The organism is Arthrobacter sp. D5-1 (genome assembly GCF_017357425.1).
In the GTDB taxonomy this organism is placed as follows: Bacteria; Actinomycetota; Actinomycetes; order Actinomycetales; family Micrococcaceae; genus Arthrobacter.
The window spans coordinates 777,303-790,552 of the sequence record NZ_CP014571.1 but is presented as its reverse complement, the minus strand read 5'-3'; the positions used below and the strand labels follow the sequence as shown (position 1 = coordinate 790,552).

Here is a 13,250-nt window from a genome sequence, read left to right as displayed (position 1 = left end):
GAGGACATTGTGTACGAAGGTGCAGTTCAGGAGCTGATTGACGAGCTCGGCCGGCTTCCCGGTGTGGGCCCCAAGTCAGCGCAGCGCCTGGCATTTCACATCCTGGAGGCTGATCCAGAGGACATGAAGCGCCTGGTTACGGCCATCACCACGGTCAAGGAACGCGTGAAGTTCTGCTCCGTCTGCTTCAACGTGACCGAGCAGGAAAAGTGCAACATCTGCCGCGACCAGCGCCGAGACCCGTCGGTCATCTGTGTGGTTGAGGAGTCCAAGGACGTCCTGGCTGTGGAACGCACCCGGTCCTTCCGCGGCCGCTATCACGTGCTGGGTGGGGCCATCAACCCCATTGCGGGCATCGGTCCGGAGCAGTTGCGGATCCGGGAACTCCTCACACGCCTCAATGATGGCGCCATCCAGGAGATCATCATCGCCACCGACCCCAACCTTGAGGGCGAAGCGACTGCAACGTATTTAGCCCGCATGCTCAAGTCGATCGGAATCACGGTGACACGACTCGCGTCGGGCCTGCCGGTGGGTGGAGACCTGGAGTACGCCGACGAAGTTACCCTCGGCAGGGCCTTCGAGGGCAGGCGCAACGCCTTGTTGTAGTCTCGCAATCACCAACAACAACCGTGATGGGGGTCCCGTGCGAGAGCTTGTGTACTACGTTGCCGTCAGCCTGGATGGGTACATTGCCGGTCCGGGAGGGGAATTCGACGCGTTTCCGGTGGAAGGTGACCATATGGCCGCCCAAATTGAGCGCTTCCCCGAAGCCATACCCACAGTGGCCGCGGACGCCATGGGCATCGAACAAGGCAAAGCGACCTTCGACGCCGTCGTGATGGGCTGGAACACTTACGCCGTAGGTCTACCAGCTGGCATGACCAGCCCCTATCAGCATCTTAAGCAGGTGGTCTTTTCCCGGTCGCACACCAAGGCGGACATCCCGGGCGAGCACCCAAACCTGGAGCTGACCCACGAGAACCCGGTGGACGTAGTCCGCAGATTGAAGTCCGAGCCAGGTAAGTCGATCTGGCTATGTGGAGGCGGCCATCTGGCTACGCAGCTTTCCGGTGAAATCGACAGACTGGTTCTGAAACGAAGCCCACTCCTGTTCGGCGATGGCATACCGCTCTTCGCGCCGGGTGCCTACCAGCCAAGCGCCTTCGAAGAGGTTACGACGACGACGTTCGGCTCCGGCGTCGTGATTTCCGAGTACGTGCGCCGAGGGGCCTAGCCAGAGCCCGTCGCCAGTCGCCGGGCCCTCAGCCGCCGGCCAGGTACCAGCACCAGGCCGGCCACCAAGGACTGCAGCGCGAGGCCGGTCACGAAGACAGGAACCGACGGTGCCAGCCCGTCACTGGATTCGCCACCGAGGCACGGCACTTCGCGTGAGGGCCCATCGGCGGCCCACTGCAGGCCGGCCAGCAGCCAGCCAAGTTCATTGTCCGTAGGCACCACGTCGGCGCCCACGCTCCCAAAAAGCAGGGCCGGGTTGGCTGCCGCAATCCAGGCAACCCGTTCTGTGTGGACCACTTCAACCGGGCGGAGATTGCCCACGCACTCGTAGGCAATGATCCTGCCGGAATCGTCGCGTTCCACGTTCACCGGGACGGAAGCCTGGTCCATCACCGTGGTCCCGGGAAGGAGCAGGATGGTGGCCACCACATTTCCAACGCACAGGAAAGCCACCACCAAGGCGGTCAATGCCGCCCCCGGCGCCGCTGCAGCAAAGCATGCCCGCGCACCCGCACCGATCAGTCCGAACAGGGCCACTTCCAGGATAATAACGACGACGGCGGCAACGGCCAGTGCCGTCGGCCCGCCGACGCTGGCGCCCACCACGAGCAAAACACCACCCGCGAGCGCTCCCAAAGCGACTCCTCGAATACCTCCGGCCAGCAACAGGACAAGAAGGCGCCCTTGGGAATGTCGGAAGCCCCACACCGCTCCCAGCACAGCGGCGGCGAGCGCAAGGAAGACCGCCGTGATCAAGTAGATGGCACTTGCAACCCTGGTATCGAACCATCCGTTGGCTTCTGCAAAAGAAACCACGGCCGCGGCCAAGCCCCAGGCGGCGGCAATCCCCAGTGCGCAGCCAAGCCAGAACCACCACGAGGTGAAGGATGTCCGGGCACTCCGCCATGCCTCCGCTGCGGCAGCCCCAAAGTTTCCCGCGGTTCGGGGCGGGGACCCGGCTCCTGGCACAGGGCGGGCCAAACCGGAGGGCTGATCGTCGATCACACCGCCGATCACTTCGTATTCGGGCTCGTTGCCCGCCGGACCCGATGCGTCCGTGTGGTCAGATAAGCCGGCCATCGCCTGCCGAAGTCCTCATGAAGTGGATGGTACGCCGGGCACGCCGTCACCGATACGGCGAAACTTCACGGGGAGATCCCAGCCGAGGGTGCCACCATGGGTGCATGGTCTCCCATCGCAGTGTTTCCGGTGTCTTTCGGCGTCCCCGTCCCATCAAGCCGGCCCCCGGCCAGGAATCGGTATGGGATTACCCGCGGCCGCCCAGAGTGGAGCCTCGATCCGAGCGGATTGTGGTGCGGCTTGGAGGTCAGGTGATTGTTGATACCACTGACTCCGTCAGGGTCCTGGAGACCAGCCATCCTCCTGTCTACTACGTGCCGTTGGACGCCTTCCCGGACGGTGCGCTGGTCCCTGTTGGGGGAACCACTTTCTGCGAGTTCAAGGGCGAGGCCAGTTACTTCACCATCACCGCCGGCGGGACGGTGGTTGAGCGGGCAGGGTGGACCTACCCAAGCCCCGCACGGGGCTTCGAAGCGCTGGGCAGCAGAGTGGCGCTTTACCCGGAGCATATGGACTCGTGTGAGGTGGACGGCGAGCGGGTGACGTTCCAGGAAGGCAACTTCTATGGAGGGTGGATCACACAGCAGATCGTCGGCCCGTTCAAGGGTGGTCCGGGCACTGCCGGGTGGTAGTCATCGCAGGTAGCCGCCATGTGGTCACAATTCCTGCCCGAACTGCACACGGCGATAAACTGGGCAAATAAGCTACGCAGGCGTGCCCGAATTGGAGCATGCCGCGTTCGAACCCTATTGATGCAGTGAGGGTGCGCGCATGACTATGCCCACTACCGAAGTGAAGATCGAAGAGCTCTCCAACGAGGCTGCCATTACCAAGCAGCTGATCGTTCAGAAGTTCGGCGGTTCCTCGGTTGCCGATGCCGATGGCATCAAGCGGGTCGCACAGCGCGTCGTGGATGCGCAGAAGGCCGGCAACGAGGTTGTGGTTGTTGTCTCCGCAATGGGTGACACCACCGATGAACTCCTGGACCTCGCGGGTCAGGTCACTGACTCCGCTCCCGCCCGCGAAATGGACATGTTGTTGTCCGCCGGCGAACGAATTTCCATGGCCCTCCTTGCCATGGCCATCAACAAGTTCGGCGCTTCCGCGCAGTCCTTCACGGGATCCCAGGCCGGCATGATTACCGACGGCATCCACGGCAAGGCGCGAATTATCGACGTCGACCCCCACCGCATCCGCACCGCACTGGACAAGGGCCACATCGCAATCGTGGCCGGTTTCCAGGGCATGAGCCGCAGCACCAACGAGATCACCACGCTTGGCCGCGGCGGCTCGGACACTACCGCCGTCGCGCTGGCCGCAGCGCTGGAAGCCGATGTCTGCGAGATCTACACGGACGTGGACGGCATCTATACCGCTGACCCGCGCGTGGTGACGTCCGCCCAGAAGATCGACCGAATCTCCAGCGAGGAAATGCTGGAGTTGGCCGCTTCCGGCGCCAAGATCCTGCACCTGCGGTGTGTGGAGTACGCCCGCCGTTTCGGTGTGCCGCTGCACGTCCGTTCCTCATTCAGCCAGCACGAAGGCACGTGGGTCATCCCGGGCGCCGACGAAAAGTTCAACATTCAAGAGGGAGTTGCCTTGGAGCAGCCAATCATCTCCGGCGTTGCACACGACCGGTCCGAAGCCAAGGTCACCGTAGTAGGCGTCCCGGATATCCCCGGCAAAGCTGCGGCGATTTTCCAGGTGATTGCCGATGCGCACTCGAACATCGACATGATTGTCCAGAACGTCTCCACCCACGGCACCGGCCGCACGGACATCTCGTTCACGCTGCCCATCGTTGAGGGTGCCGACGCCCTGGCCGCCCTGCGTGCTGCCGAAGGCCAGATCGGCTTCGAAAGCATTGAATACAACGAGCACGTCGGCAAGCTCTCCCTGATCGGCGCGGGCATGCGTTCACACCCGGGTGTTTCTGCCACGTTCTTCAAGGCCCTTTCCGACGCCGGGATCAACATTGACATGATCTCCACTTCGGAAATCCGCATCTCCGTGGTCACCAGCGCAGACGCACTGGATGACGCCGTCCGCGCCATCCACAATGCGTTCGAGCTCGACGGCGACGCTGAGGCTACCGTCTACGGCGGCACCGGCCGCTAGGGTCACCAAGGGCAACGCCCCCAAGTAAGTAACAGATAAGGCCGTTCTGAGCGCTCAGAACGGCCTTATCTGTTACTCAGTTGGGTGGGATGGCGCCAGCAGCACCTCGATGAGCTGCCGGAGGCCATCGGCCATGTCCACGTTCTTGTCGTACAGCCACTGCAACTGGAGTCCGTCGAAGGCAGCGACCGTCAACCGTGCCAGCATCACGGAGTTGACGTCTGACCGGACCTTTCCGGTGGCTTGGCGTCGCTCAATGTCAGCTGCGATGTCCCGCACCACGGTCTCGTAGCGCTCTTTGAAGTAACCGTGGGAATCGTGGTGAGGGTCGTTGGCCGTGGCTGAGGCGACCGCATAGAGGGTGGTCAGCCCAGGCTCACGCTCGTTCCGTTCAGCGATGGGCGCCATCAGGTCAAGGCCCACCCCGATGTCGCCGCCAACGGCAAGCGACCGACGGTCGCGTTCGGCGAGGACTGCGGTGAGGAGCTCCTGCTTGCCTTTGAAGTAGTGGAAAAGTGTGGCTTCCTTAACGCCCACGAGTTCGGCGACCCGCTTCAGCGCGGTCCCCTCGAACCCTTCCGTAGCGAAAACGTCAGTGGCCGTCTGGATGATCTGTTCGCGGCGCTCGGCCCCCTTGGCGTACTGGCCCCGGGCCCTCGTCGTAGACATCCGTTCAGTCTATTTCACGGTTTAAATATCGAGGGTCACTCGACTTTTTTATCAAAAACCTAGTCACACTAGATTTTTAGGGCTAGAGTCATTGCAGCGGCCCAACGGTGGGCCACCCGTTCATCAGGAGGCAATGTGGCCCTCAATATCGATCAGCAGAAGGCAGGCGCGGAAACCGCCGCCCCGGGTACCGGAAGCACCCCGCCTCAATCGGCTTCGCGCGCCTACGTCATCGGCATGCCGATCGCGAGCGCAGGCTTGTGGATGGCAGTCCTCGCCCCAGCCCTGGTGGTCCTCGCCATCAAGGTTTCAGAGATCACCACCCCGGATACCCGCGCGGGTGCGCTCAGCCTCGTCGCAGGAGTGGGAGCGGCCGTTGCACTCCTGGCGAACCCGTTCTTCGGCCGATTGAGCGACCGCACCACCTCCCGCTTCGGGATGCGCAAACCGTGGATCGTAGGCGGCTCCCTGGTCGGCCTGGCCGCACTCTTCCTGCTGGGCTCCGGGACCAACGTCGGAACCGTCCTGATCGCCTGGGTTGTAGCACAGCTGGGCTTCAACGCTGCCCTGGCTGCCCTCGTAGCCACACTCCCTGACCAGGCTGGCCCCTCGGAGCGCGGACGCCTGTCCGGCCTGATCGGCATGACGCTGCCCATCGGCCTCGTGGCGGCAGCCTTCTTCGCCCAGATGTTCGACAACGCCCTCCAGATGGCTGTGGTCCCCGGCATCGTGGGAACGGCGGTAGCCATCGCCTTCGCCTTCACCTTCAAGGACCGTGTCCTCACCGAGAAGCCGGCACCTCTGAACGTCAAGGAGATTCTGGGCTCGTTCTACTTCAACCCCAAGGCCTTCCCGGGCCTGGGCTGGGCCTGGTTGACCAAATTCATGGTCTACGTCGGATACTGCGCGGGCCTGCTCTACCTGCCGTACTTCTTCACCGACCACCTCCACGTAGCCGAAACACAGGTGACCAGCCTGGTGTTCCAGGCAACCCTGGTGAGCTCTGCCGGCACGGTGATCACCAGCCTCGCCGGCGGCTGGATCAGCGACCGCCTTGGCAAGCGCAAGAGCATGGTGATCATGTCCGCGCTGATCATGATGGCCGGCCTGATCGTCATCGCCACCAGCACGGGCACCGGCCAGGTCTTGGTAGGCCAGGGCATCCTCGGATTGGGGCTTGGCATCTTCAGCGCCGTGGACGTCGCCCTCATCACGGACCTGCTGCCAAAAGACCAGTCGGAGAATGCCAAAACCTTCGGTGTCTTCAATATTGCACAGGCCCTTCCCCAGTCCCTGGTGCCTGCCATTGCCTTCCCTGTCATCGCACTGGGTGGCTACCCCGCATTGTTCCTCGGTGGTGCGGTAGTCGGCATCATCGGCGCCCTCCTCGTCACACGTATCAAAGGAGTCAAGTAAATGAATCCCACCCTCCCGGCAGCTGTCACGGCGCCACAGGCAGGAACACAGGATGCGGAAGCCAGAATTCAGGAACTGGCCCGGAGTCTGTCCCTCGAGCAGCAGGTGCAGCTCCTGACCGGCGCGGACGTGTGGTCCACGCACGCCATCCCGGAGATCGGACTGTCCCGCGTCGTCATGTCCGATGGGCCCGCAGGCGTCCGCGGCGAAGACTTCGATGAGCGTCACGACTCCGTCTCCTTGCCGTCGTCGTCGGCTTTGTCCGCGACATGGAGCGTTGAAACTGCCCACCGCTATGGCCAGGTCCTGGGCCAGGAGGCCCGCCGCAAGGGCGTCCACGCCGTCCTGGGCCCCACCATCAACCTGCACCGCTCACCGCTGGGCGGACGCCACTTTGAGTGCATGAGCGAGGACCCGCGGCTCACCGCCACCATGGCAGCGGGGTACGTTGCAGGCGTGCAGTCCATGGGGGTCGGCGCCACTCCGAAGCACTACCTGGCCAACGAGGCCGAAACTGAACGCTTCACCGCCGATTCAGTAGTGGACGAACGACCGTTGCGGGAGCTCTACCTGGCAGCCTTCGAGGACGCCATCACCGAAGCCCGCGCGTGGCTGGTGATGAGCTCGTACAACTCCATTAACGGCACCACCGCCAGCGAGAACACGCTCCTTGAAACACCACTGTCCACCGAGTGGGGTTTCGACGGCGTCGTCGTGTCGGACTGGACCGGTGTCCGCTCGGTCGACGCCGCCAACGCACACCAGGACCTGGAAATGCCCGGCCCGGTGGGCCACTGGGGTCCCAAGCTCCTGGCCGCCGTCAACGATGGCCGCGTCAGCCGGGAAGCGATTCTGGAAAAGGTCACCCGGATCCTGCGCCTCGCAGCCCGCGTGGGCTCGCTGGAAGGTTTCGAACCCGCGGTGACCCAGCTCCCCGCAGAACTGAACGGGGCCGCCGTCGCGCGTGAAGTTGCCGTCCGCGGTGCCGTGCTGGTTCGCAACCAGGGCCTGCTACCGCTGGATGCCAAGACGCTCAGCAGCATCGCGGTGATCGGCCACAACGCCGACGAAGCCCGCACCCAAGGCGGCGGCAGCGCCACCGTGATGCCCAAGTACACCGTCTCGCCGCTTGACGGGCTGCGGAAAGCACTGCCCGACGACGTCACAGTCACCTACGCCCGCGGCGCCAAGGTGGCAGAAGGCATCCAGGCCTTCCCCCGCACCTCACTGCATAACCCGGTCTCCGACGTCCCCGGAATCCGCGTGACCTTCCTCGCCGAAGACGGCACGGAAATCTCCGGAGAAGACCGCCTTGCCTCACACCTCATCTGGTTCGGCGTAGGAATTCCCGACGGCGCCGCCTCCATCCGTATGGAAGCGGACTGGACAGCCGAAACAGCAGGCGTCCACCACCTGGGCGTGGGGACCGTGGGATCGATCCGCTTCGTTCTGGACGGGTCGGAAGTCTTCAACGGCGAACTTGAGGACGACACCGAGGTCCTCGGGGCCGCCCTGTTCGACCCGCCCAAGACTGTCCACTCCTTTGAAACCGCGGCCGGCCAAGCGGTCCGCATCGAGGCCGAGTACCAGCTGCCCAAGGAGCAGGCCATCCCCTTCACTGCGATCCTGTTGGGCGAGGAAACCGTGGTTCCAGACCCGCAGGCAGAGATCGACGCCGCGGTGGAAGCTGCCCGTGCCTCCGACGTCGCAGTGGTTGTGGTGGGCACCAACGCCGCCATTGAGTCCGAGGGCTTCGACCGCAAGGACCTGGACCTCCCTGGCTACCAGAACCAGTTGGTGGAGGCCGTCGTGGCAGCCAATCCGCGCACGGTGGTGGTGGTGAACTCCGGCTCGCCAGTGCTCATGCCATGGTTGGCCAAGGTGGATGCAGTCCTGCTGGGCTGGTTCGGCGGCCAGGAGTTCGGCAGCGCCATCGCAGACATCCTGCTGGGCATCGAAGAGCCTGGCGGACGCCTGCCCACCACCTGGCCCGCCGCGCTGGAAGACGTCCCGGTGTTGAACACCACGCCCGTTGAGGGCAAAGTGGTCTACGCCGAAGGAATCCACATCGGCTACCGCGCCTGGCTCAAGCAGGAAGCAGAGGGCGGAGCAGCGCCGGCCCTCCCGTTCGGTTATGGCCTCGGGTACACAACGTTCGAGCTCGGCACAGCGCACGCACCGCAGGCGGTGACCGCCGGGAACGACGTCGTGGTCCACGTGCCCGTCAAGAACACCGGCACGCGCACCGGTCGGGAAGTGGTCCAGGTCTATCTGGACCGCGCCGATTCCGCCGTCGAACGTCCCGTCCGCTGGCTTGCCGGCTACGCCGGAACGCACCTTGCCGCGAACGGAACCGAAAGCGTGGAAATACATATCCCCGCCAAGGCGTTTGCACATTACGACGGCGGCTGGCAGTTTGAGCAGGGCACGTTCCGCCTGCTTGTGGGTCGCCACGCGGCCGACCACTTCCAATCACTGGACATCGAACTCCGGTAACACATGGGCGAAATCACGCTGGGTGGCGGGTTTTTTTGCCCGTCACCCACGTGGTTTTCGCCACAAGCGGGAGAACTGGGGTATGGTATGGAATTTTCGTGGCATGCTGTACGTTGCATACCCGGTAACCCCCTAACACGAAGAGGCATTAAAAAGTGGCAGCCGATTACGACGAACTCCGTACCGATGTAAAAGAGAACCAGGAGCAGTCGCTCCAGGCTCTTCAATCCGCCAGCGCTCCCACGGCCAAGAGTGTCGTGCTTGAACTGGACGAAACCGATGGCCTCGACGCCAACGGCCCCGGTGGCGAAATCGTCGCCGAAGAACTGGTTATCCAGGTCATTCCGCAGGCAAACGACGAGTTCACTTGTCACTCCTGCTTCCTGGTTCGCCACCGCTCGCAGATCGCACGCGAAAAAGATGGCGTCGCCTACTGCACCGACTGCGAAGGCTAAGACAGCCCACCACCCCGGCGGAATCAACATCGTCAGGGAGTGCCGCCGTCGGGATTAAATTGCGGAAGGACCGGAGCAAGCGCTCCGGTCCTTCCGCAGTTAACAGCTGGCAGCCTCGAGTCCCTACGGCGCCGCTCCCGGGCCGCCCACCGTCTTCTTGCGGCGGTGGTTGACCATTCTGAGCTGGAGGATCCGCGCTCCTCCGGCAAGGGCCACCAGCACGCCTCCGCCCACGGCCGCGATAAAGAGGGTGGTGCCCAGCGCGAGGGTTCCCTGCAGCCCGAAGAAACGGACCGTGATCATGTCCTGGTTCTGGACAAAGAACACGATCAGCATCACCAGGACCACCAAGCCAACGGCCACTGCCACCCACAAGGCGGCCGTGCGGGTGGGCCTGGACGCGCCGGACACGGGAGGTGGGACAGCCCTGTCCTGACGGGGAGCCCCGGCGGGAACCCCTGCTGCATCATCCTGGAAACTCATTGACGACCCCCTCTTGTCCCGACATCACCCTGCTCCTACATACTAAGCATGCTGACGAGTTGGGCGATAGTCAGTGACGCATGGAGTAGTCCGTTGAGGTAGGGCCTGGATCGTTGTTACGGACCGCGTAGTGATGGCCTTCAGAGTCCGTCTCGATGTCGAAATTCTTCAGATCGGCTTCGGAGGCTGTCTCGAAGTCATCATGCTTGTGTACCACAGGGCTGTCCGCGTCGCCGTGGGTTGCCGGTCCAAAAACGGACTGCAGCCGCTCGGTCACATGGACGAAGCCTTCCATTCTGCGTCCCATGTTCTTCCACCTCCTTTCCTACAGGAGAGAAAGAGCGGCAGGGTCAGTGCGTGCCGTTCAGTGAGGTAATTTTACGCCCACAATCCAACGCCGAGATAGAGGGGGTTTACCGCAGGGACTTGTCGTCCGGGTTGCGGGGCACTACGTAGGTGCTGCCGTCGGGGCGGCGGAGTGTTTCCCACTGCTGGGTTTCGGCCTGGCGCTGGGCGAGCAGCTTCCGGTTGGCTTCAGTCATTTCATGGTCGAGGGAACTGCTGTGCGCGGGGCCGAAAACAACCCTGAACTTGCCTGTGGCGCGCATGAACTTCCGGGTGAGGGATTCCTTGGCCACTCGGATCGACTCCTTTTTAGACGGTTCAATGAGTCCATAGTACGCTAATCATTAGTACACTAACTAATTGATCGACGCGAGCGGATGCAAGCACAGGAGGCAGCCTTGACGGCCACGGACCAGAGCACCCAGGAAGTCGACGACCTCCTTTTGGAACGCCAACTGTGCTTCGCCCTCACTGTTGCTTCCCGCAGCGTGGTGGGCGTTTACAAGCCCGTACTGGAACGCCTCGGGCTCACGCACCCCCAGTATCTGGTGATGCTGGCCCTCTGGGAGCGGAGTCCCCGTACGCTGAAGGACATCAGCGACAGCCTCCTCCACGAGCCCGCAACACTCTCCCCACTGCTGAAACGCTTGGAGGAAGCCGAACTCATCACCCGGGAACGCGTTCCCGGCAACGAACGCGCCCTGGCCATCACCCTGACGGAAAAAGGCGCCGCCCTCCGCCAGCAGGCCACCGCCGTCCCCGGTGAAATCCGCGAGCGCCTTCAACTCAGCCGGGAAGAGGTAGCCGAGCTGCACCAGGCAATGACGGGCCTGATCGCTGCCACCCAGCGGGACAACTCCCTCTAACGGACCAACCCTGCAATCCAGGCAGACCACCCGCGTGCCCCCTAGCCAAGCGCACTGCCCCGGTGGTGTTCTTGAAGCGAACAGAGAAACGGGCACCACAAGTGCCACGTAAAATGGACGCAACCTAGGAGATTCCATGCGCATGCGATTTGTTCGGCCCCTGTTGGCAGTCCTGGCCGTCGCCGGCCTGGCCGCATGCTCAGGCACCCCAACCCCAGGTACCACAGGCAGCGCAAGCCAAGCCCCGTCGTCGTCCCCTTCAAGCAGCAGCCCAAGCAGCAGCCCCGGCAGTGCAACTCCCAGTGCGTCAGCAGTTACCGGCACCGGGAGCGCCGAACTCTCCATCACGCTGGTGGAATCCCCCGAAGCCGCGCCCCAAACTTTCACGCTCGTCTGCGCGGACGGCGTCCCGGCCGCTGAAAGCAACCATCCAACAGCCGCCGAAGCCTGCACGTCCATCAAGAACAACCCCGCCATCCTGAATCCTGCCCCTACCAAAACGGACCAGGCCTGCACCATGCAGTACGGCGGCCCGGCAACGGCCAAGGTGACCGGCGCCGTGGACGGCAAGGAAGTCACCGCGGCCTTCAACCGCACGGACGGCTGCCAGATCGCACTGTGGGACGCCGCAAAGAGCATCCTCGGATCAGATGGCGGACTCTAGGCTGCGGCACCTCCCCCAGGAGCAATGGCTCGGGCTGGAGGCAGCCCATCACACCCGGGTGGCGCGCTACGCGGACCCCTACCTGGCCAGGCGTTCGGCGGGCCGGAAGCACCCTGTTGAGGATTTCCTGTTCACCTATTACACGCAGAAGCCGGGCCAATTGCTGCGCTGGCATCCGGGCGACGGCACTGTTCTCAGCGGCCCAAGCGCCCTTGCGCGCGCCACATGGAAGTTCTACCGAACGCTCGACGACGGCGAGCTCACCTCACTCGGGCTGCCGGCGGGAACGCCGGCGGTTACCTTTGATCGCCGCGGCTTCCTGGCCGACCGCTCCGAAGCTGTCCGCTTCGCGGGAATCATCCTCGCGGGCACGGCGAAGCGCCCGGCCCAGTTCGGCTGCTTTGGCCTGCACGAGTGGGCCATGGTGTACCGGCAGGAGAAATTTGAGCTGCGGCACGAATACCTGAAACTGCGACTTGGTGGTGACGGCACGGACACCGTGGTGGAGGAGAACCGTATCCGTTGCTCGCATTTCGACGCGTTCCGGTTCTACACTCCGGACGCCATTCCCCTGAACGAGCTCGAACCCACCCGTGAAAACCAGCGGACCATGGAGCAGCCGGGCTGTTTGCACGCCAACATGGACCTCTACAAGTGGGCGTACAAGCTGACCCCGGCGCTGCCCAGCGAGCTGGTGATGGACTGCTTCGAACTCTCATGGAGGATCCGCGTCATGGATATGCAGGCCTCCCCCTATGATCTCGAAGAATGGGGCTACCCACCCATCAGGATCGAGACACCGCAGGGCAAGGCCGAGTACGTTGAATACCAGCGGGCTTTCGCGGCCGAATCCCAGGAGCTGCGGACCCGCGTGCTCCAGGCAGTAGATCCGCTCCTCCATGAGCTGAGTGGATTGGCCGCCTGAGCACCCGCCGCCACCAGCGAAAGGTCACTATGGTTTCCCCCACGAGCGAGTCACCCAACAGCGAGTACGACGTCGACCTCACAGTCACGCTGACTGAGGCACCTGGCGCTGAGAGCCACGAATTCCACCTCCGGTCCGTGGCCGGTGTCCTCTCCCCGGACCCCGACTCACTGGACTCAAACTTGCCGGACGCACGGGCGGCGCTTGCCGCCGTCGAGCAGTTTGGCGAGGAGATCTTCTTCCCGGAACCCCGGCCGGACCGGATCTGCACGCAACAATACGGCGGCCCGCAGGTAGCCGTCGTCACGGGATGGTTCCGTGGTCGCAAGGTTAACAGCCAGTTCAGCAGGACCGACGGCTGCGAGATCGCGCGCTGGAAGACCCTGGCATCGTTGCTGGGGAACACCGGAGGCTCGACGGGAGCTGTCTAGGCCACCCTTCCGGTCTACGACATGCAAATGGGCTGGGGACGCCCGAATTCGGGAGTCCTCAGC

The 13,250-nt window shown here is 63.6% G+C and carries 16 protein-coding genes; 11 read left to right on the top strand and 5 right to left on the bottom strand.

The window, feature by feature from the left end; all coding sequences use genetic code 11:
- Nucleotides 1-9 precede the first annotated feature (9 nt).
- Both recR and AYX22_RS03790 read left to right on the top strand, forming a co-directional pair.
- Nucleotides 10-609 carry a recombination mediator RecR gene (recR, locus tag AYX22_RS03795; RefSeq protein ID WP_089593619.1) on the top strand — a complete coding sequence of 200 codons (600 nt, stop codon included), beginning with the start codon at nt 10-12 and terminating at the stop codon, nt 607-609.
- A gap of 37 nt (nt 610-646) precedes the next feature.
- On the top strand, nt 647-1,237 hold the full coding sequence (locus AYX22_RS03790) for a dihydrofolate reductase family protein (RefSeq protein WP_207596183.1): 591 nt from the start codon (nt 647-649) through the stop codon (nt 1,235-1,237).
- On the opposite strand, the gene AYX22_RS03785 is transcribed toward AYX22_RS03790, so the two are convergent.
- A complete protein-coding gene (locus AYX22_RS03785) occupies nt 1,234-2,319 on the bottom strand; it encodes a hypothetical protein (protein WP_242703513.1) in 1,086 nt (361 codons plus the stop codon). The two genes, AYX22_RS03790 and AYX22_RS03785, sit on opposite strands and share 4 nt — an antisense overlap.
- A gap of 251 nt (nt 2,320-2,570) precedes the next feature.
- Between AYX22_RS03785 and AYX22_RS03780 the strand changes: the two genes are divergently transcribed.
- Nucleotides 2,571-2,951 carry a DUF427 domain-containing protein gene (locus tag AYX22_RS03780; RefSeq protein ID WP_337340484.1) on the top strand — a complete coding sequence of 127 codons (381 nt, stop codon included), beginning with the start codon at nt 2,571-2,573 and terminating at the stop codon, nt 2,949-2,951.
- A gap of 139 nt (nt 2,952-3,090) precedes the next feature.
- Entirely contained in the window at nt 3,091-4,437 is a 1,347-nt protein-coding gene (locus tag AYX22_RS03775; protein ID WP_011773413.1) for an aspartate kinase, read from the top strand.
- Between the two features lie 72 nt (nt 4,438-4,509).
- On the opposite strand, the gene AYX22_RS03770 is transcribed toward AYX22_RS03775, so the two are convergent.
- Entirely contained in the window at nt 4,510-5,106 is a 597-nt protein-coding gene (locus AYX22_RS03770; RefSeq protein WP_207596182.1) for a TetR/AcrR family transcriptional regulator, read from the bottom strand.
- 135 nt (nt 5,107-5,241) lie between these two features.
- On the opposite strand from AYX22_RS03770, the gene AYX22_RS03765 reads away from it, so the two are divergent.
- The 3 genes from AYX22_RS03765 to AYX22_RS03755 all read left to right on the top strand — a co-directional run bounded on the left by AYX22_RS03765 (nt 5,242) and on the right by AYX22_RS03755 (nt 9,473).
- Nucleotides 5,242-6,522, top strand: coding sequence for an MFS transporter (locus tag AYX22_RS03765; protein WP_242703512.1), 1,281 nt, complete (start codon nt 5,242-5,244; stop codon nt 6,520-6,522).
- The gene (locus tag AYX22_RS03760) at nt 6,523-9,018 is read left to right on the top strand and encodes a glycoside hydrolase family 3 C-terminal domain-containing protein (RefSeq protein ID WP_207596181.1); all 2,496 of its coding nucleotides are present in this window, start codon (nt 6,523-6,525) and stop codon (nt 9,016-9,018) included. It abuts the gene before it with no gap.
- Nucleotides 9,019-9,173: 155 nt separating this feature from the next.
- On the top strand, nt 9,174-9,473 hold the full coding sequence (locus tag AYX22_RS03755; protein WP_011773410.1) for a DUF4193 domain-containing protein: 300 nt from the start codon (nt 9,174-9,176) through the stop codon (nt 9,471-9,473).
- Between the two features lie 123 nt (nt 9,474-9,596).
- Here the strand turns inward: AYX22_RS03755 and AYX22_RS03750 are convergent, their stop codons facing one another.
- From AYX22_RS03750 to AYX22_RS03740, 3 genes are all read right to left on the bottom strand, one after another.
- Nucleotides 9,597-9,956, bottom strand: coding sequence for a LapA family protein (locus tag AYX22_RS03750; protein WP_207596180.1), 360 nt, complete (start codon nt 9,954-9,956; stop codon nt 9,597-9,599).
- Between the two features lie 70 nt (nt 9,957-10,026).
- On the bottom strand, nt 10,027-10,263 hold the full coding sequence (locus AYX22_RS03745) for a hypothetical protein (RefSeq protein ID WP_207596179.1): 237 nt from the start codon (nt 10,261-10,263) through the stop codon (nt 10,027-10,029).
- 106 nt (nt 10,264-10,369) lie between these two features.
- Nucleotides 10,370-10,594 carry a hypothetical protein gene (locus AYX22_RS03740; RefSeq protein ID WP_026541816.1) on the bottom strand — a complete coding sequence of 75 codons (225 nt, stop codon included), beginning with the start codon at nt 10,592-10,594 and terminating at the stop codon, nt 10,370-10,372.
- 105 nt (nt 10,595-10,699) lie between these two features.
- Between AYX22_RS03740 and AYX22_RS03735 the strand changes: the two genes are divergently transcribed.
- The 4 genes from AYX22_RS03735 (at nt 10,700) to AYX22_RS03720 (ending at nt 13,187) form a co-directional block, all read left to right on the top strand.
- Nucleotides 10,700-11,167, top strand: coding sequence for a MarR family transcriptional regulator (locus AYX22_RS03735; RefSeq protein WP_242703511.1), 468 nt, complete (start codon nt 10,700-10,702; stop codon nt 11,165-11,167).
- Nucleotides 11,168-11,303: 136 nt separating this feature from the next.
- Nucleotides 11,304-11,831 (top strand): SSI family serine proteinase inhibitor, encoded by a 528-nt coding sequence (locus AYX22_RS03730; RefSeq protein WP_207596177.1) that lies wholly within the window; start codon nt 11,304-11,306, stop codon nt 11,829-11,831.
- Complete coding sequence (locus AYX22_RS03725) at nt 11,818-12,756, top strand: 3-methyladenine DNA glycosylase (protein ID WP_207596176.1); 939 nt, start codon at nt 11,818-11,820, stop codon at nt 12,754-12,756. Before AYX22_RS03730 ends, AYX22_RS03725 begins: the two co-directional genes overlap by 14 nt.
- A 29-nt stretch (nt 12,757-12,785) precedes the next feature.
- Nucleotides 12,786-13,187 carry a serine protease inhibitor gene (locus AYX22_RS03720; RefSeq protein ID WP_207596175.1) on the top strand — a complete coding sequence of 134 codons (402 nt, stop codon included), beginning with the start codon at nt 12,786-12,788 and terminating at the stop codon, nt 13,185-13,187.
- The last annotated feature ends 63 nt before the right edge of the window (nt 13,188-13,250 follow it).